This is a genomic window from Chitinophaga ginsengisoli (assembly GCF_003014595.1).
Classification (GTDB): Bacteria; Bacteroidota; Bacteroidia; order Chitinophagales; family Chitinophagaceae; genus Chitinophaga; species Chitinophaga ginsengisoli.
Window position 1 is genome coordinate 642,304 of sequence record NZ_PYGK01000004.1, and the last position, 26,380, is coordinate 668,683.

Genomic DNA, 26,380 nt, shown 5'->3' on the forward strand with positions numbered 1-26,380 from the left:
AGATTGGCGTAAAGTATAATATAGTAGGATTTTAGATGTACGATTATTGCGAAATACACATTGTTCATTAAATTGAGATATTCTATAAACGGCAATGAATGTATAGACCAGCGTCCGTACCTTTAAGCCAGAACCAAAATGCCCACGCATCCGGAATAAACTATGAACAAACTACTTTTAACTATTTCCTGCGCCATTACAATCTGCAGGCTCAACGCTCAGCAGCCTGTTCCCGTTAATGACTACCGCTTCGCAGAAAGCCGGCTTATTTATAACACCGAGCCATTGGTGGATAATAATGCTGTCTCTCCCGAATGGCTGGAAGATGGTCGTTGCTGGTACCGGGTGCTTACCGCCCGTGGTAGCGAATTTATCCTGGTCAACCCGGCAAAGGGCACACGTACCGCTGCTTTTGATCAGGAGAAAATGGCGGCAGCCTTGTCTAAAGCCACCGGCGCGACTTATACTGCCTATGCCTTGCCATTTCGCTCTTTCCGGTTCTTGAACGGCAACAAAAGCATTGCATTTGCGGCGGCGGGTAGCTGGTGGACATGCGATTTACCGTCCTACGAAATTAAGAAAACAGGTGAGCAGTCATCAGCGTTCAGCGATAGCAGGAGTGAGGTCATCTCTCCCGATGGGCGGCTTGCTGCTTTTATAAAAGATGATAACTTATGGGTGCGTGAACTACCCAATGGACCAGAACGTGCACTTACTACAGACGGTACTAAGGATTTTGGCTACGCTACGGATAATGCCGGCTGGCGGCATAGCGACAAACCAATATTACGTTGGTCGCATGATTCCCGTAAGATAGCGACGTTCAAACAGGACCAGCGACAGGTAAGCGATATGTATCTTGTTACGACCAATATCGGCAAACCAGCACTAAAAACCTGGAAATACCCACTGGCTGGTGATCCAGTCATCCCCATGATTCACCGGGTGATTATTGAGGTCAACCCCGCTAAGGTTATTCCCTTACAGGTAGCTGCGGATCCTCATCGCGGTACGCTAAGCGATGATATCTCTTCCTCCGGTACCTTTGACGATGTTGACTGGAGTGACGATAATACAGAACTGGCATTCGTATCTACTTCCCGCAATCACAAACAGGAAAAGGTTCGTATTGCCAATGCCGCTACTGGCGCAGTACGTGAAGTGTTCGGAGAAAATGTAGCTACACAATATGAATCCGGGCAGGATGCCATTAACTGGCATTATCTGAAAAAGACAAATGAAATTATCTGGTACAGTGAACGCGACAACTGGGGGCATCTGTACCTGTATGATGCTACTACTGGTGCTTTAAAGCACCAGATCACCAAAGGACAATGGCTGGTAACCAGCGTGGAGCGTGTTGATGAACAGAAGAGAGTGATTTATTTCAAGGCCTGTGGCCTGGATGCACACAATCCTTATTTCAGCCATTTCTGCAGCATAAATTTCGACGGTAGTGGTTTCTCTGATCTCACCCCTGAGACAGGCAACCATAAGCTGACTTTCTCACCGGATGGCCAGTACTTTATAGATAGTTACTCACAGCCAGATGTCCCTGCCACAACAGTGTTGCGCAACAGTCAGGGTAAACTGCTTGTTAGCCTGGAAAAGGCCAATATCACGCGCCTCAAAGCGACAGGCTGGAAAGCGCCGATGCCTTTTTCAGTAAAAGCACATGATGGGAAAACGGATATCTATGGCTTGTTGTTTACGCCTACACACCTGGACAGCAACAAGAAATATCCTATTATAGATTATATCTACCCTGGCCCACAGGGAGGTGGTGTGCGCGACTGGTCGTTCCTGGCCGCCCGTCTTGATCACCAGGCACTGGCAGAGTTGGGATTCGTAGTTATGGTGCTGGAAGGTACCAGTAATCCTTTGCGAAGTAAAAGCTACCATGATATGAACTATGGTAACATGGCAGAAAACACATTGCCTGACCAGGTCACCGGTATCCGTCAGCTGGCTGCACGTTATGCGTATATCGACACCAGCCGTATTGGTATCTGGGGGCATTCGGGAGGCGGCTTTGCAACTGCTGCCGCTATGTTCCGTTATCCTGACTTCTTCAAAGTGGGGATTTCAGAATCAGGCAACCATGAAAACCGTAACTATGAAGATGATTGGGGCGAGCGTTATAACGGACTAACCTCCGAATCTGACTATGCGAAACAAGCGAATGCGCTCTATGCCGCTAACCTGAAAGGGAAGCTACTGCTGGCGCATGGTATGATGGATGATAATGTGCCACCCTATAACACGTTGTTGGTCGTAGACGCTCTGACAAAAGCGAACAAGGATTATGATCTGATCATATTCCCCCAGGCCAGACATGGTTTTGCGGCAGATGCGCCCTATATGATGCGCCGACGCTGGGATTATTTCGTCCGCAACCTGTTGCAGAAAGATCCTCCAAAGGAATATCAACTGCTAAGTAAGCCGGATCCAAGAAATTAATAATAATGCCTGCAACCGATACTATGGTTGCAGGCATTATTATTAACGCATCGCATACAATGCGCACAATACTTCGTTAACCTCACACCTTCAATTTGTGTACTGCTAATTACTCCCCCCACGGCGAATGTAGAATAGCGTCACAGAAATTCTTTCTTTCGAAATTGGGTATCATAAAAGCACAGATATCAGCATTGATAGTGCCATAGGTCGTTTCCGGTTTGTGTTTGAAGCCCTCAAAAAAAGTCGGTATGACCGATTTCTTAAATCCGGCGCGCGGAAATTGCCTGATAATGTCTTCCCGCTCTTTTTCAGATAACTGATCATAACCTCTGCCCACCACATCCAGCGCGACACCGTAGTTTAATAACGCCACTTCAGCTTCCTTATGCGGTGCAACACCGGGAATTGTATGCAGTGCTATAGCGTCCCAAACCAGTTGAAGTGATTGTTGTGGCAGGCCATGGCTTCTGAGGAAATCACGGGCCGCATTGGCGCCGTCTACTTCGAAGCATTTATCCGGACTGCTGTAATGTGTAGTAAGCCCCAGGTCGTGAAAAGCCGCACTGACATACAGGAGCTCAGGATCGTAAGCGATCTTTTTCTGTTCACCATTCAGTGAAGCAAATAAAAACGTGCGTAGTGAATGATTGTATAGTAATTCACTGCCATGCTCGAGCAACAATTCTGTAGCCTGAATGGCTATTGTGCTGTCAGGTATCTTAATACCGGCGACAACCTTAGGCATCTTTGTTGTCATATTCTTAATTTTTCAAGCCAGACAAAAATCACATAAATTAAACAGGTATTGTTTTCGTGGAAATACCTACGCGATTCAGAAAGTTGATATGCCCCGACAGCACGATAAGATCTGCTATTTCCTTTGTATTGAAATAAGCCTTGAGCTTTTCATATGTTTTGTCAGCAACACCATGAACAGAAATATGTGTTATTTCTTCTGCAAATTGAAGTGCACTTTTTTCGCTTTCACTAAAAAGCGGGCTTTCCTCCCAGGCGGAAAGGGCAAATATTCTGCGCGGCGATTCTCCCTGTTGTAAAGCTTCGTCGGTATGATAATCAATACAGAAAACACATTTGTTAATTTGAGAAACCCTGATCTTAATAAGCTCTATCAGCGTCCTGGGTACTGAAGAAGCATAGAGACGTTTGTCCATTGCTGCGATTTGATCCCAGTATAGTGGTTCTTCTTTCCACACATCTAAACGATGTTTAATTGACTTGATCATAATTGAACTTTTTTACAGCTGCAAGTTCCACAGGAAAAATAGCTATTTCCTTAAACTGGTTTAAGAAAGATGCTTTTTTCGGATCTCGCTGAGGTATTCAGGGGTAAAACCAAGGAAAGATGCCAGCAGATATTGGGGAACGCGCTGCATAAAAGCGGGAAAATGCTCACTGAAATGGTGGTATAATTCTTCTTTGGAAAACTCATAGAGAAACCGGAGCCGCATCTGAGCAGCAGCATAGGATCGCTGAAACAGCAAATGGAAATACTCGTTCATTTCCGGTATTGCTTTTAACAGCTCCAGCTGATGATCTGCCGTAATGTACAGCACTTCTGTTCTTTCTACCGCACGAATGGAGAATTGTGCTACAGAGCCGTCCTGGAAAGCCAGAAAATCTGATGCCCACCAGTTTTCAATAGCAAAATCAACGGTCTGTTCTATTCCGTTTTGCCTTAAATAGAAGATGTTTACACATCCTTTGACGATAAAGAATTTCTCATAACACCTGTGTCCCTCACGCAGTAACAGCTCTTTTTTCTTATAGATTTTATGCGTAAAGAAAGGCGCTAATGCATTCAATTTTTCCGGATTAATTGAACAGAACTTGTTGATATGTGTTATAAGATGTTCTATCACTGGCTAGTTTCATTATTGGCAAAATTAGCACAATTATTCCCCCATCTAATATTGCCATGCAAAAGAAATATATGAGTATATTTATAAAATTGCATATTAACCATCATTACAGCGCTGACAATGGATGCTGTCCCTCTGGAACAATTAGCATTTTGCTTGATGCCAATCCGCTGAACGATGTGAAAAATGCCCGGAAAATTGCTGGTGTTTTTGTTGATGGCCGATGGCTCGGTCGCCGTACCATCGATGCAATGCCTGCTGATCTCTCCAGGCATAACAGTGCGGCAAAGGGAGATTATGACTGGAAGAAAACAATAAGCAAATAGATCCATCAGGTCTGAAATATATTACGCACCCAGCTTTAGCAAAGGTCTTTTATGGGGATTCTTCAGATACTGTGTTCCCCAATCATCCATAACGTTGATTACAGGCAATAATGAGTTGCCCAACTCTGTTAAAAAATACTCCACTTTCGGTGGAAGAACCGGATATACGATACGCTCAATGATGCCATGCTCCTCCAGTTCCTGGAGTTGCTGGTAGAGTACTCTTCTGCTTGCTTTGGCATTTAACCGCTGCAATTCGCTTGGTCGTCTGTGACCTTGCGAGATATTCCGGATCAGGCAGGGCTTCCACTTGCCTCCGATGATTTCCATAATCATTGCCATCCCACAATCCAGGTCTTTAGGAATCTTTCTTTCGAACATTGCAATCTAGTTGAGGCAACAAAATTAACCAATAATACTGGAATAGGGTATAGGGCTAATTTTAGCCCTATGCTATAATGAAGTACGTACTTGTCAAAAAATCACCATCGGCATAGCTTTGTACTCGTTTTAAAAAGTCTTCCTAAATCAGGCCTGTAAAGAAGAAGACATTGATTAGTTCAAAATATATCTAAAAAATATTTAAAGATGTTAAAAGGAAATTTTCGTGTAAATCGTTTTCTCCCTAAGTTGGTGCTTTCCCTTGTTGTGATGATGGGAGCCATGCTGTATAATGCACCGCTTACTTTTGCGCAGGATACAACAAGAATATTCGCTCAACCATCCAGCTATCATATGATACTGGGGGATGTCGAAATTATTGCATTCTCTGATGGAAGCATTTCCCAGGATCTGGATAAAATACTAACCAATACCCAACCGGGAGAAGTGAAGACACTCACCGAACTAAACTTTCAAACGCCAGTGGTAGAGGCATCCGTAAATGCTTACCTGCTTAAGATAAACGGTAAGCTTATCCTGGTGGATGCAGGTACTTCTGAGTTATACGGTCCTACACTTGGCTATCTTCCTGCGAATATGGTTCGTGCAGGTTATAGACCTGAACAGATCGATGCAGTATTGATCACTCATATCCATACTGACCATACCGGTGGTTTAATGGATGGTGATAAAATGGTATTTCCGAATGCAGAGATCTACGTTAGTAAGAAGGAGGCTGACTATTGGCTGAGTGATGAAAGCTATGCAAAAGCTCCTGCCAGGTTGAAACCATATTTCGATCAGGCGCGACTCAAAATGATGCCATATGTGAAAGCAGGAAAGGTCAGGACTTATGAATATGGGAAAGAACTGTTTCCGGGTATTCTTCCCATTGCCAGTCCCGGACATACACCTGGACACAGCTTTTACCAGGTAAGCAGTAAAGGTGAGAAAATACTTTTCTGGGGTGATATCATGCATTTCGCCGCCGTGCAGTTTGCAGACCCGGACGTTACCATCGTATATGACGTTGATCCCGCAGCGGCAGCGCAGGCACGGAAGAAGGCTTATGAGGATGCAGCAAAGGGAAAGTACTGGATAGCTGCAGACCATATATCATTTCCTGGTATAGGTCATATACGTAAGCAAGAGAAAGGGTATCGTTGGTTTCCGATTAACTATACAACAAGTGGGGTAGGTCAATAAGGTGTATGAAAAAGCTATTTAATTTTTTCAAAAAGCAAACATACTTCTTCCTCCTTTCCGCAGTTACTACTTTGATAGTTTCATCAGCAACAGCGCAGATGCGCAATAACGTTGATTCAGTAATGATCCGTGCACTTTACGATGAAGTGTTACAAAGTGAAGAAATGGATGTAAACCTGCGGTACCTGACGGCCCATATCGGCGCCAGGATGACGGGTTCAGAACAGGCAAAACAGGCTGTTGACTGGCTAAAAGCAACGATGTCAGGGTATCGTCCTGACAGCATCTATCTCCAGCCAGTCATGGTGCCTCATTGGGTAAGGGGTGAAAGAGAAACAGCCAGTTTTACGACAGGTGGCAGCACAGTAAAGTTGGATCTGTTAGCCTTAGGAGGATCTATAGGAACTAGTGGCACATTAACAGCGCAGGTAGTAGAAGTGAAGTCCTGGACGGAACTATCCTCACTCTCTGACGAACAGGTAAGAGGCAGGATTGTTTTCTTCAATAGGGCCATGAATGCACGTGAGGCAGAAACGTTCAAAGCCTATCTTGCAGCTGCTGATCAGCGGGCGCAAGGTGCTATTGCTGCATCAAAGAAAGGTGCAATCGCTGCACTGATAAGATCATTAACCCTGGCAAAGGATGACTATCCCCATACCGGTGCTATGAGTTATGATACTGCGGTAAAGAAAATTCCTGCTGCGGCTTTAAGTACCAATAGTGCCGATAAGCTAAGTGCGGCATTGAAGAAAGATACTGCCCTGAAGGTCTCGCTACGGATAAGCAGCAGGCAATTGCCGGATGTGCTTTCGTATAATATCATAGCAGAACTCAAAGGTGCCAGCCATCCGGAGGAATTTATAACTGTTGGCGCGCATATAGATACCTGGGATGTAGGCGAAGGTGCCAGCGACGACGGAACAGGACTGGTACAAGCCATGGAAGTGTTACGGGCATTTAAAGCTATCGGTCTAAAGCCGGCCCGGACACTGCGGGTGATACTTTATATGAATGAAGAAGCAGGGGCACACGGTGGTGTGAAATACGCGGAACAGGCCAGCGCGCGTAATGAATATCATGTAGCAGCAATGGAGTCTGATGCCGGCGGATTTACTCCGAGGGGATTCCGAATAGAGGCGTCGCCTGAAGTGACAGCTAAGTTCAGGGAATGGGCATTGCTATTAGCGCCTTATAAAGCCGGTGATATCCAGCCACAACAACGGGGCGTCGATCTGATACCCATGAGGGGAATGACAAAGGCATTGCTTAGCCTCGACTGCGACGACAGCAGGCTGTTTTACATCCACCATACAGCACTGGATACTTATGACAAAATAAATCCGAGGGAGGTGGCCATGGGCGCTGGTGCTATGGCTGCTATGGCCGCTCTTTTATGTAAATATGGATTATAATGAAAGCATTCATAATATTGACAATAAGCAATATGCTGTCGCTGCTCGCGATAACTGTACATGGACAAACCACAGGTGTTCAAGCCAAACCATTTAGTAACTATATAGAGCATAACGGGCTGATATTTGTCTCCGGACAAATTGGTGTCACCGCTAAAGATCATAAAGAGATCTCTTTTAACGAAGAGGCAAATCAGGCTTTAAAGAATGTCAGTACTATTTTAAAAGCGGCTGGTACCTCTTTAACACAGGTAATCAATGTTACCGTGTATCTGCGTAATCTTAATAAGTTCGAAGAGTTTAACAGTATCTACAGACAATACTTTCACTCACCGTATCCAGCCAGGACCTGTGTTGCTGTGAGCGACCTTGTTCAGCATGCAAATATAGAGATCAGTGTCATTGCGGGGAAATAGCTATTGCTATTAGCCAGGGCACGTATGCTGATGAAAATCGTACAAAAGTCAACGGCTTCCTCTACTCAATGAGTGCAGGAAGCCGTTATTATTTATCTGTTCGCTTTTATCTCCGTTTTCTATACACGCTCATCGCAACGCCACACGTCAGGAGCGTAATTCCGACACACCATGCAAGAGCCACCCATATTTCAATGCCCGCCGGTTGATGTGAAAGCAAAGCGCTTGTTACCTCCACTGTGGAGTTTAATGGTTGATGTTCTACAGGGAAATGAACTTCCGGGGGCATCGGTTTGGTAAACACAAACGGCGAATTGATTACTGCGATGTGGATTCCATTTTGCGACATGTTTACTTCCTTATTCAGTGAGTAATGTTATACCGCTTAAATCTGCCTGCCCATTTTTCAGGAAAGCATAGGTCATCCGATCAACCTGGCAGTCAATAAAACGGATTCGTTTTAAACTTTTATTTTTAAAGAAAGTGTTAATAAGCGTTGCATGCTGGAATGTTACTCTGGTAAATGTACAGTTTTCAAAATAGCAATCTTCCAATGTACCTTCGAAAACTATATCGATAAGTTGTGTAGCAATAAATGAGGTGCGGTGCAACACCGTATTGACAATTATATTTTTCTCGAAACCACCGGTTTTAACTGTCACTCCGGTAAAATCGGCGTTGGAGAAATCGCAGCCAGCAATAAAGCTCGCTGAAAATTCAGTCGCTTTCAGTGAACAGTTCTTAAATAAATTACCGGATAAGTTGGAATTTTGAATGTGGCTACTGTTAAAATCAGAGTCGGAGAAGTCGCAGCTATCAACATTATTGTTTTTTAGAAGAAGTGATGATAAATCTGAGCCGATAAATTTACAGCGCTGCATGTTGGAAGAACTGAATTTATCATGTAGATTTTTCAATCCGGAAAAGTCAGCATCTACCCAGTTTCCGCGTGACATATCCCAACTAAGCTTATTCTCCTGCTTTTCAGATGGTAAGTTAGCCGGTTGCTTCACCAAGGCTTCGGCAGGTGCCATTTCAGTAGTCGTAGATGGGAAGTTTTCCGAAAAATAGTTAAGGTCTACCCCTAGAATTTCCGCGAGCCGGGTAAAAGTAATGATATCAGGAATTGATTCTCCGCGTTCCCATTTTCCAACTGCCTGTGGGCTGATAAACAGGCGTTGAGCGAGTTGGGCTTGAGACATATTAATCTCTTTTCGTGCCTGGGCGATTTTGTTGCCAATTGTCTTGCTTTCCATATATATGCTGTCTTTTTGTTTTATTTTTTTCGACACAGCAAATATATTGGGGTTCATTCCTACAATCAGCAAAACGATGGCACCTCTTAGTTGTAACTACGCTATCTATAGTTGTTTTTTGACAACCAGCAGTAGTATGTGTTGATATTCAATGCTATTGGTGCAGGCTGTACCTGAATGTCCGATACCTAAAATGTGTCTCGAATGCCCCCTAACGCGGCTCTTCATCATCTCATTATTAGAACACCAGGTCCCCGCTTTCCATAGCCCTAGCCTCCGGCACAATCCCGTAATTATTGATATATAGTGCTTAATTAACATGTAATTTATTTGTAGTAACTTCAGTTGCAGATACCTCAAATCAGGTAACTGATTGCCAAGCAGATAAAGACTAAATGTGAACAAAAAAGTATTGTGCCCAAATGGAAAAACGTACCGTTGATTAGACCAAAAAAAACGAATAAGTAATTAAATAAAATAAGGGTGCATATCAACGTATCTAAACAAATCCGAAATGGAAAATAAGACAGTCTGGAGAAAGATAACATTAGGCGACGCCTGGGGCGTAGATAAATTGGTGGCAGCGCTTGGCAAAAACAGACATATGATTGATCCTGCGGCTGAGCAGATAATGCGTACCCCTGAATTTAATACAGGCCATATTGCGTCTGAGATTGCATTGACAAAAGTAGTACTAAAAGAGCTGGGACTCGAAGATGGAGTCGGATATGCAGATATATTTGCTGCCGCTGGAAAAGCCGGTTTAAAATTATGTCCGCCCGAGCTAGGACCGCGACTGCGTCTTGCGTATGATCAGCCATATGAGGAAACCCTGGTAGTAGCTATGGTGCCTATTAAAGATGAGGATCAGCTGGCCTCTGTTTTTACTGTTCATCATTGGGATTGGGGACAGGGCTTAGGTGCGTGTTGTTGTGGCATAAGCGATAAGGAAGATGACTGGCATGCCGATAGCGAATGGATCTTCAGGTTATCTGGTCGGTGGCGATCTAAAAGCAGCCCTTATCATTGAATACCATCACAGCTTTTACATTCACGGTAAAGTAATCGCCGGATTTATATACACTACGCATGCGGCTGCACCGCGTGGTCCGCTCCAATCGAACCTGAAGGATGAAGACTTCATAGATGAGGTGATTACAAAAGATGAACTTGACCTGGATAAGGCCCTGAAGAAAATAATGGTGGGCGATTCTATCGTTAGATAGTGGCTTCTAATGATGATATGCTAAGGCAACAAGTACTGTGGTATGCGATAAAAGAAAACAAAAATAGATATTTGAATAATGGAAAGCGAACAGACATCTATGGATGAATTAAAGGAGCAATACGGTGAACAATACTGGTGGAACTGGTTTGAAGAAACGGTGTCACTGAATGATGAACCTGTTTCAATCAGACATATAACAGGGCCATTACAGGTTGAGGGTGATTTCATCCTTGACGAAGACCCTTGGGCGATCATCATCGACGGAGATGTGACAATAAAAGGAACCTTTATTTGTAAAACACCTGAAGAGCGCTTGAGCACACTGGTAGTTTTGGGCAAATTGAAGGCGGATAATCTTTTCTTCTCAGGCAGTGCGCGCCTTGCAATTGAAGATGATGTTACACTGGACGGCTTTGTTGTCGGCACCTGGGGGGATGGGGGAGCGATCCTCGATGTAACAGGAACCCTGACGGCACGCGGTGTATTGCTTGATCCGCATACACCGGCAAAAGCGTCAAAAGAAATCAATGCCCTGATCATGTGCGGTGAGGGCTGGCCAATAAAACCTGATTTCCTGGACGGCGACGAGCCAGCGCTTTTTGATCCGGGTGTTCTCGACAGAGGCGGACCTTTTGTTGACTTAAATCTGGTACGCAAGGTAGCGCAGGCCGGAGCGCCCGTATTCAATCAGGCTGTAGAAAAGGAAAAGAGAAAGGATAAAGGATTACCAATATAACGGCAACGACAATGGATAAAGCTGCGTTTGAATCGCAATTGCGGGAGATAACAGTGGCCAGGGATGAAACAAAACTGGCAGCTTTAGTGAAAGATTTGCAGTCGGATGATGTTCAGCAATATAAGACGGAACTGGCAGATGCCTGGTTGGACTTGTTCTCGGTTTGGTATTATGATTTTGCTTGTGATAAAGTGATCATGGGAGATGGACCGGATACATTTTTTTCGTCCCTGCTTGATATGCTTACAGCTGCAGAAGAAATTAATCCGGTTCGAATTTATCATGTAGAAAGAGCTGATTGTTACCAGGCGCTTGCTGAGTTAAAGAACAACCGGGATGATCAACTCGTTTATATAGAAAAAGCAGCCCAGCAGATTCTGAAGGCATTGGAGGCTCAACCTGACTCCTATGAACTGAACAGTAGACTCGTTAATATTTTATTGGATAAAGTAAAGATTAACCAACAATTTACAGACGATGAGTTTACGGTTGCGTTAGCTTATTTTGAACGCGCCTTACAGCACTACACAAGTTCGGCTCACCTGATACCTATTTACAATAGCTTCAGTATACTAGGCTTTCCCTTCCCTAAAAACGGGTATTGGCATAACACCTTTATCACGAAACTCACATCAGCACTTCATGCATTAGCCGAAAAAGAGCCACTCGTATATCTGCGATGGTCAGATGAACTGGTAAGAATGGTCGATCATAAATATGATTACATTCCACCTGTTTATACACAAGAAATAAGCACGCAGGCAATTGCCTTATTAAATGCTTTAGTGAATATAGAAACAGACGATACAGAACAGCTGAATCAGTTGGGCGCCGCTTTCTCAAAAGCAGCTGGACAATTGAACGGTCTAAACGACCGGACCGAAGCTTTAATACATTATGAAGTGGCGTTAAAATATTTCACAAAGGGACAGGATATTAATCCGGCCGCATGGACTTTTCCTGTATATGCTACCAATGTATTAAAAGCGATGGCGGTCATTTACTATGATCAACACAAACGGAATATGGTGATTGAATTGTTTGAAAAGGGGCGGGCGATTTTTTCCAGGATGCTTGAACATGCAATAAATTTTACGATCAACCTCTATTGGGGAGAATTTCTGATTGAATATGCACGGCTGGCTTATGGCTTTAATGCGCCGGATGTTTTTCAGGAGGCTGAGGCGAAGTTATTGCTGGCAAAGGATTTAGGGCAGGGGTACTATACAGGACCGTACTATGGACTGGCTAAAATTGCGCTGAAATCAGGTGATGGGGACAAGTGTCTGGCAATTTTAAAAGAATGTAAGGCTGTGTTTAGTAATGCATATCATGAGTTTTCATTAGACCATGTATTAGCCGATGAAGATTTTAAAGAAATAAGACCGGATATCTTGCTGATAGAGGGAGGACAAGCATAAATGCATACTTTATACTGTTTGTAATTCAAAATATATTTACAGCTATAACGCATGCCCAATTATAGACTGAAGAAAATAACAAATGATGAATAATGACAGCACCAGGATCATTCACAGAAGGACGCCTGAATAAGCCGCTATGGTAGCAAACACTAAGCGGGCAATGGAAATCACAGACAGGATTAATCGTTTAACATTCAATGATGCAGACGAAATTCGTGCTTTGTTCAGCGAACTTATTTGCAAGTCAGTAGATAAAAACTTTTTGCTGCTCCCGCCATTCTATACTGCGGGCGGGGATGAAATCCGCGTAGGACGAAATGTATTCATCAATCAGAACTGTACCTTGTATGACCTTGGTGGTCTCGATATCGGAGATGATGTGATGATCGGGCCGAATGTAAGTATTATCACGACTGGGCATCCCCTCGATCCTTCGCCGCGCCGCGCTGTTACAATTGGAAGGCCTATTGTGATTGAGAAAAACGTCTGGATCGCAGCCAGCACAACAATCATTGGGGGGGACGATAGGTCAAAACTCAGTTGTAGCTACAGGCGCTGTGGTCACCAGGGACGTTCCCGCGAATGTGCTTGTTGGTGGAAATCCCGCGCGTGTTATTCGTGAGATTGGCGACGGCTTGAAAGAATAGTTGGAAAGAGTGGATGCAAATGGAGAATGAAAGTGAGACACCACCATATATAAGCTATGCTGCAGAAGACAAAGTTCAGTTCATTCCTTGATTACTTGTGTGAGGCACTGGGTGTATTGTATCGATTCAGCCAGCCTCTTTGAACGCCAATGTTTGTACTCCTCTGTCCCTGTCAATGCTGCATACTGATGCATTTCGATATAATAGACATAACATTGCCACAAATCTTTATTTATTAAGAGTTCATTGGAAGATCAAAGTGAACTTCAAAAAATATAGACTTGTGGCTTATTTAAGGGATTTTTAATTACCAAATTGGATGCATAATGAACATAATACTGAGGTTTATACCTGTATTATTACGCATCATATTTTCCCGAGTCTCTTCAAAGTGTCATCCAGATCTTTGAAGGCTCTATTTGTATCATTGACACTTTTCCGTACGGAGCCATTGCCATCGTTAAGTTGAATGTTACTTCCACAGGCGCATTTTATTAATTTTCTGTTAATGGCATCACGGAACGTTACGGTATGTTTTCTGCCGCATTCACACTTGATTTCTATTTTTTCCTTACCTAAATCGAACATATTATGATTTTAAAATTTGAATATAAAGTATCATTTGGTATTTTGGAGCTACTCCCTTGTTATACCTTTAAATGGTTTATTGTCCCATTTCCCATCTAAAAAAAGGCCGATCTAGTATCTCGTTTTGCTCATTTTGCTGTTCCAGGGTTAAACGTTTGGGATCTGTTTTTTACGGCTTCATTGCGATGTCCGTCACCGATTTTTCCATTTTTTGCCATGACAGTCTTGTTTTATTGTTAATAATTATATCTTTTCCAGGGAATTCTTGATGGATGGATGTTTGAAAGAAAATTGACAATATCATCTCTGCCGTGATAAGTTGGCATTCCTCTCGAGTTTTGTACCATTAGAATAATAGGAATTCCCGAAAAGATAGCGCCGAAGGTTCTTCTCGTACTTTCACGCTCCCGGTTATTACTTAATACATAAGACTTTACTACAACTATGGCGAAAGTCACTCTTTGTTCGGTAATTACTGCTCCATCGAATTGCATCTCTTTTTTTCTACAAAGTAAAAGGGCTATGGCGAACTGATAGTTCGCCATGCAATTTTTTTAATTAGGGATGCTTTTTTATGCCTAGTAGTAGCATATTTTTTACTTGAGTTAATACACAGATGGGAGAAATTACTTTGATATCAGGAGTCTTGCTGAGAATATATTCGTAGAGCTCGTAAGATGGGATTATTTCAATGCTGATTGTAAGACTTTTGGCTGTTTCTTTTAGGATTTTTTGAGTTGGATGTATAGGTAGAGACTTAATATAAGGAATTTGTTCTTTACTAAATTGTAAGACTATCTCCTGAACATTTCCCTCCAGGACGGTAACGCCAAAGGAATGTTTAAAGTATTTTGCTGGATCAAAAGATCCATAGTTTTCATAGTTGCCGTTTGCGAGATGTAGCTGAGAAATTCTATCAAGCGCAAATATTTTAATCTTCAGATCCTTGTGTACGTAACCAACTAAATACCATCTGTTTTTATATTCTTTAAGTAGATAGGGAGGTATTATTCTTTCCTTAGTTTTGATATTAATATTAAATTTTTGATATTTTAAACTAATGTTTTGCTTTTCACTAATGGCTTGTATTATGAGCTCTAAAAAGTCACCTTCTATCGTATAGTTAATGGTGTCTGTCTGAACTATCCAGTTTACATTAATTTCCTTATTTAATTTGTGTTTTAATTTAATTCCGTTAATGACTTTTTGTATCGCGTTGGAGTAGTCTTTAAAAAGTCCGCATCCGCTATATATTTGCAAACGAGATGCATAGAATGTTAAAGCATTGATTTCATTTGTCTGGAGAGCAATATTTTCTATAGTGAAATCTCTGTCTGAATACCGATAGGCTTTGTTTTTGTTGTCGTACTCAATGGGTGCGTTGTAGCCAAGGCGGGTGTCTTCCATCATGTCTTTAATATCTTTTTGAATGGTTCGTATGCTCACATTTTCCAAAAGTTTTTCTTCAATTATTCTCTTCAATTTTTTGGTTTTTATCCATGCATTTTCTCTAAGGGCTGAATTTATTACTCGATATCTAAAAAGTTGTTCTTTAGATTTTGCCATTGCTGAAATACTTTATGGTAAAAGGGGTAAAAAATGAATTAATTAATGGAAGTATTTTTGGGAGTATTTGACTATATCGAAGTTAGAATAAATTTTTTTTACGTAAGAAGGGGATTTTTCCTGTTTAAAAAATGGAATATGTAAACAAATTTCTAATCTTTAGTTGTTTTGTGAGTATCGAACCAAATTCAAGGGAGCGATCTTGCTACTTGTTGCGGCCAAGCGCTTCGGAATGGCCAGTAAAAAGAGAGGCTTTTCGGCAACGCTCAGGAACTGTGTTTTCGAGGCTTTTATTAATGAGCTTAGTTAACAATCTTGCGGGTTGAACGAGATTATCTTACTTTCTTCTTGCCATCGATATTATTGTGCTGACGGGTTCTATATGAGTTTCGCCAGGCACTAAGCGATGCTATGAGAATTAGGTATTAGTACCTATTAGATATTCCTCTGAATCGCGACGACAGAAATTTCACCTAAAAGGCTTAAGAGGAATTTAGTATCTTTCATTATAACCCATCTAATAACCTAGAGGGAATTCAGCTCTGAAACTAAAATAAATAATAATGGCGCGCCCTTATCCGTCCAATACTTTACAACCTAACGGACAACTCGAATTCCAGGAAATTAAGCCTGGCTTTCATCGAGTTTTCTTTACTCCGCCGATTGAAGCGTTACATGGTATGCAGAAATTATATGTTTCTGTTCCGGAGAATTATAAAAGACCAATTTTTGATATAAATCATGTAGACAAACTACTTACTATATATCCTTATCAAGTATGGGGTATGCAACCAATGATCCCCAAATATTATATATTAGATACCATCAGACTAGACCTGACACGGCATACGGAAGCATATTTCCCAGATGCTGAGGATATTGAAAAATTCCTTTCTGATGTATTGCCTAGCGCCCTTGTTGAAGATTATAATTATGGACTGGGATTCCGAAAAAACTATAGGCCTATAGTTTCTATGCTAGAAGGATTTGACGTAAAGGAATTGCGCATCACGACGACTGGACCAACTACTATTGATATAAATTTAAATACAGCCACGATAAAGCGTGGCGATTTAGAGTTGATGTGCAGAAGCATTGACAATATCACCCAACGATCACAAAGAATTTCGGCAGCCTTAAAAAAAGAAGCTATAAATGAGTTATTTGTGCAGTTATTGACAAATACAAACCCTGATCCTGTTTCCAAATTAACTAATGCGGAATTGGCCAGACGGATAGGCAAATCCACACGGCTAATGCCCGGGGGAGCTACTCAAAGGGAGCAAAAGGATGCGATGACAGTTATCAGGCAAAATGGAAGAAAAATTATTGGTGAGCAGCCAGATGAACTGATAAAACTGCGAAATGATATAGAATTGGTCACTTTGGAAGACCTTATTAGCAGGTATGAGGTAATGCTTGGTAAGCAATTACAGGAGTCGCACTGGCAAAAGCTTTTTAACGAGAATCCATTTATATTAAACATGGCATTCGGAATTCCTGTAATGAAGGTTCAGGGAGAGGCCTCAATAGGAGGACGTAAACTCTCTGGATCTGGAGATAAAATAGCTGACTTCCTGGTTAGAAATAGTATTACCAATAATGCGGCTATTATTGAAATAAAGACGCCGGCTACAAGGTTGCTTAATCCGAAAGAATATCGGAGTGGCGTTTTCACTCCTTCGGTTGAAATAACGGGAGCGGTTAACCAAATACTTGATCAGATATTTATGTTTCAGAAGGAGATTAACTCCTTAAAGGCTAACAGTAGGGAACCTGATCTGGAATCGTATTCTGTTATGGGTATTTTGATTGCGGGTACCTCTATGACTGGCTCTAATGAACAAAAATCATTTGAACTTTTTAGGGGAAATTCCAAAAGCATACAGATAGTTACGTTTGACGAATTGCTAAAGAAGTTAAAAGATCTACATGCCTTCTTATGTCCCACAGGCTCTTCTAAAGACACTTTGATACAGGAGAAAGTAATTACTAGCGAAGAAGATTTGCCCTTTTGAAGAAGGATAGGGATGCATATTAAAATCGATTTGTAAAGATGAAAGCGGAAATATTTTAGAACTTTTCTATTAAAAATGAGTGTACCTGTTAGGCAGCATTATATTCCCAAATCATATTTGCGTCATTTTGCCATTAATCCCAAAGATAATCAGCTTAGAAGTATGATTTGGCATGGATGGATTGGTGAATATGGTCCAAGAACTGAAAAGACATCGATAAATTCTGATAAATTTAAGATAGAACATTTCTATACGGTACCTTCTAATGAAGAAGATCCATACATAATTGAACGCACTTTTTCCGCTGAGCTAGAGCCACGTTACAGTCAAATAATTAAAGAAGTGCAAGAGGAGGGGAATTTGTCATTAGAGTGTAGGGGTAATATCATGTTATGGCTCTTTTTCAGTAAATACCGTAATCTTCGATTTCGAAATCACATGGAAGATCTTGTGAAGTGGTATAGCCATACAGTTCATGCTATGCAATATGGGAAAGATGCGGCGGAAGCTGAAAGGATGAAATTTGAAATAGAAGCGAAGTATATTGCAAAACAGATCCAAGTAGAACATTTTGCAAATGAAAAACTACTCGAGGAATTTGATCGAAAATTAGGCTCAAAAGAGTGGCGTATTTGGAAAAGCAGGAAAGGGAATGAATTTATAACTACCGATGATCCTGGATTTTCAATCAATATGGAACCTGATGATCTTCAAAACCTTAATGGCTTATTCGCGGGTAATGCAGCTGCATCAAATTTTTTTCCTCTTACGCCAAAATACTGTGTGGAAATAGTTCCTTTTAGAGCAGGGACACCTGTGAGTATCAATTTGAGGAATCAGGTAATACCATTTGCTATAGCAAGCAATACCTTCATTGATTTTATTAACGGCTGTTCTATAAGAACTCGGAATAAGTATATCATAGGCTCTAGCAAGGAAAAAATACAGAATCTGTTACAGTCATAGTGGGGGCTCTGATATATAAGCTTTTTAACTTCAGCTAGTGTTAAGCGCACCTACCTTGCCAGTATAGTGGTTACTAGCTACCGGCGGCAGTGAACTAACCAGCCACAAAAATTCGCAAAATATGCTGAAACTAAGCTGCTTGCCGCTTCATACTCTTCCTGATCATTTCCCGGTGTTGTTTACCCCAGAGGCTCAACTCACGCAGTACATTTTTCAGGGTCAGGCTATGCTGAGTCGCTTCATAAACGATGGTCGCCGGCGTGCCGGCATATACTTTACGTGTAATAAATTCATTCAGCTCCAGGTCTTTTAATTCTTTCGCCAGAATCTTCGGAGAGATACCGCTCAATTCATGCTGGATTTCATTGAACCTTTTAGGAGATTGTACAAGGCTTAATATCAACGGTAATTTCCACTTACCGCCAATCACATATAGTGCATCCACCATATGGTTAAGCGAATTGTCACATTCCTGCTTGCTAGGAATTGTCTCTGTTTTGTGAACCATTATTTCCATACCCCCAAGTTACACACTTTCCTGGAAGTGAGCGCTTTCCTACAGGTAAGTACGATCGTTTCAGTAACCGGCGCCTGTACCTTTGTTTCCGATAGCAGCAGAAGCGGGTAAAGCCGGCACCAGGCCTCCTGCTGTATCTAATGCTAATAAATATTAATCAAGGTTTTATGAAACATATTCTTCATCTGATTTCGAGCATTCAGGGAAATGAATCTTATAGCTATAAACTCAGCAATGCAATTGTAAATAAAGTGATTGAAAAGTATCCGGGCAGTACTATTGAAGAAGTAAACCTGAATGATCAGGAAATACCGCATCTAAACCCGGTGATCCTTCAGTCCATGTTTACGCCCGGTGATCAGTTGACCGAGGAAGGAAGGGAGTCTGTACGCTATTCCAATGAAGCAGTGAAACAATTAATGGCAGCCGATATTATTGTCATCGGAGCGCCGCTTTACAATTTGACAGTTCCTACGACCTTAAAGGCCTGGGGCGACCATATCACAAGGGCTGGTATTACCTTCGGCTATAGTGAGAATGGGCCTGTTGGAATGGTCACCGGTAAGAAAGTATATGTTGCCATGTCATCTGGTGGCATTTATTCTGAAGGCCCTTCAAAAGGGAATGATTTTGTAGCGCCTTATCTGAAAGCCTTCCTGGGGTTGTTGGGTATGACCGACGTCACGGTTTTCCGTGCGGAGGGTGTTAAACTTCCTGGTGTGAAAGAGCATGCGCTGGAAAAAGGTATTGCGAGCATATACATCGATTAATCACTTACCACTGTTTTCATATAAAAGGAGTAATAAAACAAATACCTTCAGGTGTATTGCCTGAAGGTATTTGTTTAAATGTTCCGTGAATGTTAGTATTCCAAAACAAAATATGGGTATTACCACTCAGGAATGATGTCAGTTTCTACGGTATCTACTCCCTCATCGTCACCACTGCCTGGAGAAGGAATAGACCTGTCGGCAACGATTCCATCTTCAAAATGAATAACGCCATCCGTTTTTACTATCGGTATTTTTACGATAGCTTTCCCTTTGGCATCAATACCGGCATATACCAGCGTCTTTTTGCCATTTTCATTTAAAGCAGGATAAATGACAACCCCTTCACAACCGGGTTGTGCCAGGATCTTGTCCATAATAGCTCTACCAATAACATGTCCATAGGCCTGTTCAGGATAAGCATCAAAATAATCTTTTACCAATTTGGTACCTAGTTCGATACCTACGTGCTCGCCTATTTGAGCAATGGGGCGTTGTTGGGTTTGGGTTTGCATCTTTCAAAGGTTTTATCTAATATAAAGTAAAAGAATCGTATTTTTTACTACGATATTAAAATTGTGTAACATGCTCCCTATTACCAAAAGAAAACTGACAGATGAATTTGGCATTGACTATGATATTGCCACGTTCTTTGCAGACAGAACCCCTCCTGAGAACAACCATTTCTGGAAAGGAAAATATGTTTATTTGTCTAATTCATTAGGCTATACCATTATTCCCTTCCTTTTTGACCTACAATATAAACTTGGAGTGGAAAGATCCATCCTGCTGGATGAAAAGCATATCCACCTAATGGAAGCTGGATTTGACCTGATGGCAAAGTATGAGGCAAAGCAGATCGGCTATGAAGATTTTATTGGCGCCTGTAAGATATTATATGCTCCAACTGTTGCAAACAGCAATTTTTTTACTGACCTGCTCCTGCATCTGAATAATGGGAAGCCATTACATTATACACTGGGATCGTCTGTAAAGGCGCTAAACCGGGCGGATGCCTTCTTCTTTACTTTATGCGACATCCCTGCTGAAGAGCAGTTATTACAGCGTATTATAAACGCATGGTCGTATGTAAAGGTCAACGCCCTGATATTGGATGATATTAGCGACCTGGAACCGGACAAAATAAATGGGGAAGAAAATTCAATTATTGAATTGGGTAGTAATGAGGCTGCCATGGAAAAGATAAAATCCATGTTTAAAGAGAATGTAATATCCCTGGCAGGCATCAATAACAAATTGGCACATTATTTTGAGAATTGTATGACAGTCCTGGAGAAACGCATGACCTTCAATACTTCTGTTGGTTCAAATCGTTAGGACATGAAATAAATATTGTTGTTGATTTAATCCCCGACCCCACCTACGGCACTTTTTTGCATAAAAAAAGCGCGGCTTACATCGCGCTTTTCGTGAACCGGATTGGTTTAGTAAAATACAGGTAGCCAAATTTTTACTATTGAAATGTCCAAAGCCCAAAATGGGGCAATAACAGCTTCATACCCCGACTGCAGAAATTCCCTAACAAGCGTAGCTCCTTTATCAGGTCTCGAAGGCTATCGCTTTCGCTAAGGTCATTATTGTAAATAATTCTATCAAGCATAGAATCACGCTCCTCTTCATATTTCAAGCCCAAATTTTAAAGTATTTACTTTAATTTGCCTATATACGGCAACGTTGATGCTTTCTCATTGTTCACTTCAAAATACCATCATGTTTAAAAGGCCCTTTTCTTTTAAAGGCAGAATCGGAATAGTAGAATATGGCATTACTTGGTTAGTTTTTATGGCCATTAATCTTACGATGTCAAGAGTCGGTATTGATCCAGGCTCTTTATGGGCGGTTAGTCATATTATCCCTTGTTACTGGCTTCTATTCGCACAGGGGGCAAAACGTTGCCACGATTTTGGGAAAAGTGGCTGGTGGCAGCTTATTCCATTTTTTGTTTTTGGAATGCTGTTACAAGAAGGGGATTCCGCTGCTAATAAATATGGTTGGCCAAATTCCAATCGCAAGGATGGTCAGGCCTCGCAGGATGAAGAGATCGATTCTATTGGTAAAAAAAATGTTGGTTAGAATTGTGGAATTTTCACTGTAGATCGTCGATATAATCTGCCTTATCGTTCCTTATAAATGCTGTCAGTAACTCTGTTCGAGAATTAATTCCAGGGTCTTGTTATACTTTTGGAACTGAGTTTCTTCGGTTTTGACTTGTTTCCAGGATTGTCCCAATGTTCGGGTCGGATTTTGATCCGCGGCAGTCCCAGGCCTTTGGAAGCTCCTGTAACTAACCATACATTCTTTGTATCCATTGCTTTGAATTTTTAGTGATTTTGATAACTCAAAGGTAGAATGATATGTCAGCGGGACGCTTATGTGAAACAAACCAAGATTTGTATAAATCAAACAGATTGACTTTTGTGCAGTGCCGCGTGTATGCATACCTGCCGCGCTATCTTCTCCTGTTACTTGGTAGTGCGCTGTACACTATAGTTAAGTGGTATCCATTCGTAGGCAAGTCCTTTTTTTCTTAACCGTCCGATTCCGGGAAAGGAAATATGATCCGCTGCCACCATATACTTCTTTTCTGCCGCTTCCCGGTATAACATTACACGCTGTTTCGCCGCTTTGTCTTTATCAAAGTCATACTCGTCCGGATTGTCCGGCATCGCCAGCTGAACCGGGGAAATGTGAACCAGGTCGCCCCAGAACACCATTTTGTCTCCGTTGTTCTCCAGTACAAAGAGCGTGTGTCCGGCAGTATGTCCCGATGCCTCCAGTGTGTTGATGCCCTCAAAAAGAGCGGAAGCCCCTTCAAACGTATGCACATTTCCGGCATCCAGGTACGGTTTGAGTGCCATAAAAGCAGCCCGGTTGGCAGTGATGCCTCTTGCTTCCGCAACCTTTGGTTCCTGATGTTGTAACCAGAAATCAATGTCGGCTTTACTTACATGAATGGTCGCCTTCGGGAAGACCATTTTATTATTTACCAGCAACCCTCCTGTATGGTCCAGGTGGATATGCGTGATAAGGATATCGGTAATTTGCGCGGTTTCATACCCCGCATTCCGCAGGCTTTGAATAAGCGCTCCCCCGTAGGTGCCGCCAAAGAGATCCCCCGCTCCGGCATCTACAAGAATATGGCGTCGTCCGGTATTAATAAGATATGCGTTGATAGAAGTCTCCACTATCTGTTTCAGATAAGCATGATGAAGTAATGTGTCTACATTCGGTACTTTCCCCAGGAGCATGTGTGCGTCAACAGGTACCGTACCATCCGACAGTGCAATTACTTCTACATCACCTACCATCGTTCTGTAATATCCGGCCTGCTGCAGCCCGGATTGCGCAAATAATATCTGTGAAGGAAAAAGCAGCAGGAAAAACCAATGTTTTAATGAAAGATTTTTCATAAAATTATTATTGTTCAGGAAAAACTTATATTAGTTACGCAAAGTTACCAATGGAAGGTATTGTAATATCAATGCAATACAGATACTGATAACAATAAAGTAACCAGGAAATATGGATAGGGATATTTTCATTTGCCATAATTGTCCTATGACCAGGACAATGGCAACTATAGGGACAAAGTGGAAACCAATCATCATTTATACGATTGGCAAGAAGAAGGTGCGCTTCGGCGTCATTCATGCCAAGATGGGTATTATCAGTAAGAAAGTACTCACCGATCAGTTAAGGGAGTTGGAAGAAGATGGAATCGTTAAAAGGGAGGTCTTTAAAGAATTACCTCCGCGCGTTGAATACTCACTGACGCCGAAAGGGCTTGAGCTGCTTCCTATCCTGAATATGCTGACCCGTTGGAATCAGAAACATCATGGGAATACGTCCGGTAAGGGGCTGAGGGTACGCTAAAAGCAATGCAGGAACATCTTTTCGGGAAGTACCCCGGTTTTTCCGTATCAATTAAACGAATAGCTGCGGAAGGGGATCTTGTGTGGATACAGTGTTTTACCAAAAATGATGCGTCAGATCATGGTAAAATGTCAATGGACATATGGCGCGTTCAGGAGGGAAAAATAGCTGAACATTGGGATATTATCCAGGATGTTCCGGCAGATATCGATCCGTCGTTCATGTTTAATTAAAAAGGTCAGTCCGGTTTTGAATATCACATATCCTGTATAGCTAAAGTACTGCCCATGCCCGTTGGGAAGGCCGGTGCGTATCCGGCATCTCCAATTAATGCAATCCTACCCTTCGTCCACGACGGCATTTTAATCTGACAATTTTCTTACACCGGAATGGATGCCATCGGCGCCAATAACAAAGTCGTAAGTGCCAATAGTTCCATCTTTAAAAGTGACTTTTACGTTTTACTCCTGGTAAAACCACCGTCAACCAGTGATATGTCTTATTGACGGTGGTTTTGGGAGTTACGATTTTAAAAACCATACATACCACCCGAAACGGAAATTTGCTCACCCGTAATCCAGGCTGCATCATCGGAAGCCAGGAATACCGCAACTTTCGCAATATCTGCGGGCTGTCCTCTGCGGCCAAGCGGTGTTTTTTCGACAAACATCTTTTCATACTCACTGCCGGCAGTGACGCCCGCACTTGCTGCACCTTCTGTTTCCGTGGCGCCGGGCAAAATAGAATTGATGCGGACGTTCCTTACACCCAGTTCTTTCGATAATGCAATGGTGAAGGCATCTAATGCCGCCTTGGTTGAAGAGTATAATGATGCATTGGGAAGCGGGTATTTACTTGCACCCGAACTGATATTGATGATGTTTCCGCCCTTATCGTCAAAAAGTTTCAGAGCTGCCTGGATAGTCAATACAGGCCCTAACACATTGACGTTGAAACTTCGGTGGAAGTCCTCTACCGAAATTTGTTCAATAGGTGCATATCCCTGAGATACCGCGTTATTTACTAAAATGTCCAGCGTGCCAAAAGCATGCTCGGTTTCTTTAAACAACCTGATCACATCGGCTTCGTTCGATACATCGGCCTGTACTGCAATGGCTGTGCCGCCATTATCGGTTATCGCTTTAACCACTTTGTCCGCTCCTTCTTTGCTGGAAGCATAATTTACAACAACCTTTGCGCCTGCTGCAGCAAAGTGTTTGGCGATAGCCGCACCTATTCCTTTGGAAGCACCGGTAACTACCGCTACCTTGTTTTCTAATGTACTCATGATTCTATTATTAATTATATTGAAGTCCCTCAGTTTTTTCCGTTCTGAAGCAGAACACAAAGTTGCTGCATCATAACGAACTGCATGGTGACATGGATCATTAAATACACATGATAAATGTTGGGTTAAAGTGCTGACTTAAATCAAAAAAGTACGGTAACTGATTATAAGACAATCATTAAATACAGCGGTTAAAAATCAAAGATGCAGAATTCCAGAAAGACCACAACGGCATATATTCCATTGTTTAGCACTTTTTCTCATCCGGGGAAGTATAAAGTTGACAAATAACAAATTGGAGTCCCTGGCAGAAGTAGGAGACAATTACCTCTGCAAATCCAGACATTGATCAGTCGGATACTTTTATGTCAGGGGGAGAGGGGAGAGAATATCCCCGGGCGATTCATTTTAGCAGGCCCATTTGTAATGATAGCGAAGCCTGAAATTGCCAAAGGGTCTATTTTAAAGCGTTTTTCTTTATCCTGCTTAAAGTTTCAGAGGATAAACCAAGATAAGAAGCGATCATATTTTGCGGGAACCGCTGCAGAAAATGAGGATAATTGCTGACCAATTCCTCGTAGCGCTCTTCAGCCGAATAGTTAATAGCCTGCATTCTTTTCTGTGTTGCAATGGTGTTGTTTTGGCTGATTACGTTCGACATCGCTAAAAAGGCAGGAATGTTCTTAAGAAACTCTTCAATTTCCGCGTTGGTTGATTGCAGGACCTCCAATTCCTCCAGCGCCTCAATATTGAAACGGCTTGGCGTTAATAGATAAAAGCTTTCAAAATCTGTCAGCCACCAATTTTCCACAGACAATTTCAGTATATGTTCATGTCCTTTTTCATCTACCGTAAAGGTCCTGGCGGAACCTTTTACAATAAATCCGATATATTTGCACACGTCCCCTTCCTGTAAAAAGTATTGCCGTTTTCGAAGTTTTCTTGTTTTAAAATGTGTCATCAACAAATCCTTATCATCCTCTGATAACAGTTTGCCTGATATTTTTTGAATGTAATCGAAAAACACTTCAAAATTGGACATCATACGATGTATTTAATTCTTCGCAATTTACTCAAGATGCCTGATAAAAGTATCCCAACGAGCAATGCATCTTTTTCAAAGCAGTTGCGTTTTATCCACCAGCGCAAGGGTTCTTATCAAACCCAAAAAGCCTCCAAAATCAACGATTTTGAAGGCTTGTTACATTTTCGTGAACCGGATTGGTTCGGGATATTTTGATGCAAGTGTTTAATATTCATTCATTTGAGATGATTGGATGTTTGTGGTGCACTCAAGTGAGGTCATATTCAAATGATGTACTTTGCAGTGATTTAAAGAGCTGTTGCGAAGATATGACTTTCAGAATAAAAGTATTTATATATAACCATCTGGATTGA

Annotated in this window: 27 protein-coding genes; 15 read left to right on the forward strand and 12 right to left on the reverse strand. The window is 41.9% G+C overall.

Features of this window, described 5'->3' with window-relative positions:
- The first annotated feature begins 162 nt into the window (after positions 1-162).
- On the forward strand, positions 163-2,460 hold the full coding sequence (locus tag CLV42_RS13585; RefSeq protein ID WP_106602446.1) for a S9 family peptidase: 2,298 nt from the start codon (positions 163-165) through the stop codon (positions 2,458-2,460).
- A gap of 109 nt (positions 2,461-2,569) precedes the next feature.
- Here CLV42_RS13585 and CLV42_RS13590 read toward each other — a convergent pair whose 3' ends face one another.
- Genes CLV42_RS13590 through CLV42_RS13600 form a run of 3 tightly spaced genes read right to left on the reverse strand, consistent with a single transcriptional unit; the run spans position 2,570 to position 4,286 of the window.
- Positions 2,570-3,220: an HD domain-containing protein gene (locus CLV42_RS13590; protein ID WP_211303445.1), complete on the reverse strand. Its 651-nt coding sequence runs from the start codon at positions 3,218-3,220 to the stop codon at positions 2,570-2,572.
- 37 nt (positions 3,221-3,257) lie between these two features.
- Positions 3,258-3,707, reverse strand: a complete 450-nt coding sequence (locus CLV42_RS13595) for a carboxymuconolactone decarboxylase family protein (protein ID WP_106602447.1) — start codon at positions 3,705-3,707, stop codon at positions 3,258-3,260.
- A 60-nt stretch (positions 3,708-3,767) separates the two neighbouring features.
- Positions 3,768-4,286 (reverse strand): Crp/Fnr family transcriptional regulator, encoded by a 519-nt coding sequence (locus tag CLV42_RS13600; protein WP_211303446.1) that lies wholly within the window; start codon positions 4,284-4,286, stop codon positions 3,768-3,770.
- Between the two features lie 113 nt (positions 4,287-4,399).
- On the opposite strand from CLV42_RS13600, the gene CLV42_RS13605 reads away from it, so the two are divergent.
- The gene (locus CLV42_RS13605) at positions 4,400-4,669 is read left to right on the forward strand and encodes a hypothetical protein (RefSeq protein WP_106602449.1); all 270 of its coding nucleotides are present in this window, start codon (positions 4,400-4,402) and stop codon (positions 4,667-4,669) included.
- Positions 4,670-4,690: 21 nt separating this feature from the next.
- Here the strand turns inward: CLV42_RS13605 and CLV42_RS13610 are convergent, their stop codons facing one another.
- The gene (locus CLV42_RS13610) at positions 4,691-5,050 is read right to left on the reverse strand and encodes a winged helix-turn-helix transcriptional regulator (RefSeq protein WP_106602450.1); all 360 of its coding nucleotides are present in this window, start codon (positions 5,048-5,050) and stop codon (positions 4,691-4,693) included.
- Positions 5,051-5,257: 207 nt separating this feature from the next.
- On the opposite strand from CLV42_RS13610, the gene CLV42_RS13615 reads away from it, so the two are divergent.
- From CLV42_RS13615 to CLV42_RS13625, 3 genes are read left to right on the forward strand one after another with little or no spacing between them, the layout of a single operon-like run.
- Positions 5,258-6,256, forward strand: coding sequence for an MBL fold metallo-hydrolase (locus CLV42_RS13615; protein WP_245901645.1), 999 nt, complete (start codon positions 5,258-5,260; stop codon positions 6,254-6,256).
- A 5-nt stretch (positions 6,257-6,261) separates the two neighbouring features.
- Positions 6,262-7,668: a M20/M25/M40 family metallo-hydrolase gene (locus CLV42_RS13620; protein WP_106602451.1), complete on the forward strand. Its 1,407-nt coding sequence runs from the start codon at positions 6,262-6,264 to the stop codon at positions 7,666-7,668.
- A complete protein-coding gene (locus CLV42_RS13625; protein ID WP_106602452.1) occupies positions 7,668-8,084 on the forward strand; it encodes a RidA family protein in 417 nt (138 codons plus the stop codon). Before CLV42_RS13620 ends, CLV42_RS13625 begins: the two co-directional genes overlap by 1 nt.
- A gap of 359 nt (positions 8,085-8,443) precedes the next feature.
- Here CLV42_RS13625 and CLV42_RS13630 read toward each other — a convergent pair whose 3' ends face one another.
- The gene (locus tag CLV42_RS13630; RefSeq protein ID WP_106602498.1) at positions 8,444-9,340 is read right to left on the reverse strand and encodes a helix-turn-helix domain-containing protein; all 897 of its coding nucleotides are present in this window, start codon (positions 9,338-9,340) and stop codon (positions 8,444-8,446) included.
- A gap of 514 nt (positions 9,341-9,854) precedes the next feature.
- Between CLV42_RS13630 and CLV42_RS13635 the strand changes: the two genes are divergently transcribed.
- The 4 genes from CLV42_RS13635 (at position 9,855) to CLV42_RS13650 (ending at position 13,350) form a co-directional block, all read left to right on the forward strand.
- The gene (locus CLV42_RS13635; protein ID WP_106602453.1) at positions 9,855-10,370 is read left to right on the forward strand and encodes a hypothetical protein; all 516 of its coding nucleotides are present in this window, start codon (positions 9,855-9,857) and stop codon (positions 10,368-10,370) included.
- A 274-nt stretch (positions 10,371-10,644) separates the two neighbouring features.
- Complete coding sequence (locus CLV42_RS13640; RefSeq protein WP_106602454.1) at positions 10,645-11,304, forward strand: hypothetical protein; 660 nt, start codon at positions 10,645-10,647, stop codon at positions 11,302-11,304.
- Positions 11,305-11,315: 11 nt separating this feature from the next.
- On the forward strand, positions 11,316-12,725 hold the full coding sequence (locus CLV42_RS13645) for a hypothetical protein (protein ID WP_106602455.1): 1,410 nt from the start codon (positions 11,316-11,318) through the stop codon (positions 12,723-12,725).
- A gap of 163 nt (positions 12,726-12,888) precedes the next feature.
- Entirely contained in the window at positions 12,889-13,350 is a 462-nt protein-coding gene (locus tag CLV42_RS13650; RefSeq protein ID WP_211303447.1) for an LbetaH domain-containing protein, read from the forward strand.
- A gap of 849 nt (positions 13,351-14,199) precedes the next feature.
- Here the strand turns inward: CLV42_RS13650 and CLV42_RS13660 are convergent.
- Entirely contained in the window at positions 14,200-14,508 is a 309-nt protein-coding gene (locus CLV42_RS13660; RefSeq protein WP_211303448.1) for a hypothetical protein, read from the reverse strand.
- 13 nt (positions 14,509-14,521) lie between these two features.
- Positions 14,522-15,529 (reverse strand): helix-turn-helix transcriptional regulator, encoded by a 1,008-nt coding sequence (locus CLV42_RS13665; RefSeq protein ID WP_106602457.1) that lies wholly within the window; start codon positions 15,527-15,529, stop codon positions 14,522-14,524.
- A gap of 563 nt (positions 15,530-16,092) precedes the next feature.
- On the opposite strand from CLV42_RS13665, the gene CLV42_RS13670 reads away from it, so the two are divergent.
- Both CLV42_RS13670 and CLV42_RS13675 read left to right on the forward strand, forming a co-directional pair.
- Positions 16,093-17,547: a Shedu immune nuclease family protein gene (locus tag CLV42_RS13670; RefSeq protein WP_106602458.1), complete on the forward strand. Its 1,455-nt coding sequence runs from the start codon at positions 16,093-16,095 to the stop codon at positions 17,545-17,547.
- 75 nt (positions 17,548-17,622) lie between these two features.
- On the forward strand, positions 17,623-18,513 hold the full coding sequence (locus tag CLV42_RS13675; protein ID WP_106602459.1) for a DUF4238 domain-containing protein: 891 nt from the start codon (positions 17,623-17,625) through the stop codon (positions 18,511-18,513).
- Positions 18,514-18,643: 130 nt separating this feature from the next.
- On the opposite strand, the gene CLV42_RS13680 is transcribed toward CLV42_RS13675, so the two are convergent.
- The gene (locus CLV42_RS13680) at positions 18,644-18,961 is read right to left on the reverse strand and encodes a winged helix-turn-helix transcriptional regulator (RefSeq protein ID WP_245901646.1); all 318 of its coding nucleotides are present in this window, start codon (positions 18,959-18,961) and stop codon (positions 18,644-18,646) included.
- A gap of 236 nt (positions 18,962-19,197) precedes the next feature.
- Between CLV42_RS13680 and CLV42_RS13685 the strand changes: the two genes are divergently transcribed.
- Positions 19,198-19,800 carry an FMN-dependent NADH-azoreductase gene (locus CLV42_RS13685; protein WP_106602461.1) on the forward strand — a complete coding sequence of 201 codons (603 nt, stop codon included), beginning with the start codon at positions 19,198-19,200 and terminating at the stop codon, positions 19,798-19,800.
- A 119-nt stretch (positions 19,801-19,919) separates the two neighbouring features.
- Here the strand turns inward: CLV42_RS13685 and CLV42_RS13690 are convergent, their stop codons facing one another.
- Complete coding sequence (locus CLV42_RS13690; RefSeq protein ID WP_106602462.1) at positions 19,920-20,315, reverse strand: hypothetical protein; 396 nt, start codon at positions 20,313-20,315, stop codon at positions 19,920-19,922.
- Positions 20,316-20,385: 70 nt separating this feature from the next.
- Between CLV42_RS13690 and CLV42_RS13695 the strand changes: the two genes are divergently transcribed.
- Positions 20,386-21,138 carry a hypothetical protein gene (locus tag CLV42_RS13695; RefSeq protein WP_106602463.1) on the forward strand — a complete coding sequence of 251 codons (753 nt, stop codon included), beginning with the start codon at positions 20,386-20,388 and terminating at the stop codon, positions 21,136-21,138.
- Positions 21,139-21,531: 393 nt separating this feature from the next.
- Positions 21,532-21,894: a DUF805 domain-containing protein gene (locus tag CLV42_RS13700; RefSeq protein WP_170117501.1), complete on the forward strand. Its 363-nt coding sequence runs from the start codon at positions 21,532-21,534 to the stop codon at positions 21,892-21,894.
- A 389-nt stretch (positions 21,895-22,283) separates the two neighbouring features.
- Here CLV42_RS13700 and CLV42_RS13705 read toward each other — a convergent pair whose 3' ends face one another.
- Positions 22,284-23,231: an MBL fold metallo-hydrolase gene (locus tag CLV42_RS13705; RefSeq protein WP_106602465.1), complete on the reverse strand. Its 948-nt coding sequence runs from the start codon at positions 23,229-23,231 to the stop codon at positions 22,284-22,286.
- 148 nt (positions 23,232-23,379) lie between these two features.
- Here CLV42_RS13705 and CLV42_RS13710 point away from each other — a divergent pair, with 148 nt between their 5' ends.
- Positions 23,380-23,694: a winged helix-turn-helix transcriptional regulator gene (locus CLV42_RS13710; RefSeq protein WP_106602466.1), complete on the forward strand. Its 315-nt coding sequence runs from the start codon at positions 23,380-23,382 to the stop codon at positions 23,692-23,694.
- A 529-nt stretch (positions 23,695-24,223) separates the two neighbouring features.
- Here the strand turns inward: CLV42_RS13710 and CLV42_RS13725 are convergent.
- On the reverse strand, positions 24,224-24,982 hold the full coding sequence (locus tag CLV42_RS13725; protein WP_106602468.1) for an SDR family NAD(P)-dependent oxidoreductase: 759 nt from the start codon (positions 24,980-24,982) through the stop codon (positions 24,224-24,226).
- Between the two features lie 457 nt (positions 24,983-25,439).
- Complete coding sequence (locus CLV42_RS13730) at positions 25,440-26,027, reverse strand: Crp/Fnr family transcriptional regulator (RefSeq protein WP_211303449.1); 588 nt, start codon at positions 26,025-26,027, stop codon at positions 25,440-25,442.
- Positions 26,028-26,380 lie beyond the last annotated feature (353 nt).

Coding starts and splice junctions, on each gene's coding strand:
- CLV42_RS13585 (WP_106602446.1), top strand. CDS start 163: ATGAACAAACTACTTTTAACTATTTCCTGCGCCATTACAATCTGCAGG.
- CLV42_RS13590 (WP_211303445.1), bottom strand. CDS start 3,220: ATGACAACAAAGATGCCTAAGGTTGTCGCCGGTATTAAGATACCTGAC.
- CLV42_RS13595 (WP_106602447.1), bottom strand. CDS start 3,707: ATGATCAAGTCAATTAAACATCGTTTAGATGTGTGGAAAGAAGAACCA.
- CLV42_RS13605 (WP_106602449.1), top strand. CDS start 4,400: ATGCAAAAGAAATATATGAGTATATTTATAAAATTGCATATTAACCAT.
- CLV42_RS13610 (WP_106602450.1), bottom strand. CDS start 5,050: ATGTTCGAAAGAAAGATTCCTAAAGACCTGGATTGTGGGATGGCAATG.
- CLV42_RS13615 (WP_245901645.1), top strand. CDS start 5,258: ATGTTAAAAGGAAATTTTCGTGTAAATCGTTTTCTCCCTAAGTTGGTG.
- CLV42_RS13620 (WP_106602451.1), top strand. CDS start 6,262: ATGAAAAAGCTATTTAATTTTTTCAAAAAGCAAACATACTTCTTCCTC.
- CLV42_RS13625 (WP_106602452.1), top strand. CDS start 7,668: ATGAAAGCATTCATAATATTGACAATAAGCAATATGCTGTCGCTGCTC.
- CLV42_RS13630 (WP_106602498.1), bottom strand. CDS start 9,340: ATGGAAAGCAAGACAATTGGCAACAAAATCGCCCAGGCACGAAAAGAG.
- CLV42_RS13635 (WP_106602453.1), top strand. CDS start 9,855: ATGGAAAATAAGACAGTCTGGAGAAAGATAACATTAGGCGACGCCTGG.
- CLV42_RS13640 (WP_106602454.1), top strand. CDS start 10,645: ATGGAAAGCGAACAGACATCTATGGATGAATTAAAGGAGCAATACGGT.
- CLV42_RS13645 (WP_106602455.1), top strand. CDS start 11,316: ATGGATAAAGCTGCGTTTGAATCGCAATTGCGGGAGATAACAGTGGCC.
- CLV42_RS13650 (WP_211303447.1), top strand. CDS start 12,889: ATGGAAATCACAGACAGGATTAATCGTTTAACATTCAATGATGCAGAC.
- CLV42_RS13660 (WP_211303448.1), bottom strand. CDS start 14,508: ATGGCGAACTATCAGTTCGCCATAGCCCTTTTACTTTGTAGAAAAAAA.
- CLV42_RS13665 (WP_106602457.1), bottom strand. CDS start 15,529: ATGGCAAAATCTAAAGAACAACTTTTTAGATATCGAGTAATAAATTCA.
- CLV42_RS13670 (WP_106602458.1), top strand. CDS start 16,093: ATGGCGCGCCCTTATCCGTCCAATACTTTACAACCTAACGGACAACTC.
- CLV42_RS13675 (WP_106602459.1), top strand. CDS start 17,623: ATGAGTGTACCTGTTAGGCAGCATTATATTCCCAAATCATATTTGCGT.
- CLV42_RS13680 (WP_245901646.1), bottom strand. CDS start 18,961: ATGGTGGATGCACTATATGTGATTGGCGGTAAGTGGAAATTACCGTTG.
- CLV42_RS13685 (WP_106602461.1), top strand. CDS start 19,198: ATGAAACATATTCTTCATCTGATTTCGAGCATTCAGGGAAATGAATCT.
- CLV42_RS13690 (WP_106602462.1), bottom strand. CDS start 20,315: ATGCAAACCCAAACCCAACAACGCCCCATTGCTCAAATAGGCGAGCAC.
- CLV42_RS13695 (WP_106602463.1), top strand. CDS start 20,386: ATGCTCCCTATTACCAAAAGAAAACTGACAGATGAATTTGGCATTGAC.
- CLV42_RS13700 (WP_170117501.1), top strand. CDS start 21,532: ATGTTTAAAAGGCCCTTTTCTTTTAAAGGCAGAATCGGAATAGTAGAA.
- CLV42_RS13705 (WP_106602465.1), bottom strand. CDS start 23,231: ATGAAAAATCTTTCATTAAAACATTGGTTTTTCCTGCTGCTTTTTCCT.
- CLV42_RS13710 (WP_106602466.1), top strand. CDS start 23,380: ATGACCAGGACAATGGCAACTATAGGGACAAAGTGGAAACCAATCATC.
- CLV42_RS13725 (WP_106602468.1), bottom strand. CDS start 24,982: ATGAGTACATTAGAAAACAAGGTAGCGGTAGTTACCGGTGCTTCCAAA.
- CLV42_RS13730 (WP_211303449.1), bottom strand. CDS start 26,027: ATGATGTCCAATTTTGAAGTGTTTTTCGATTACATTCAAAAAATATCA.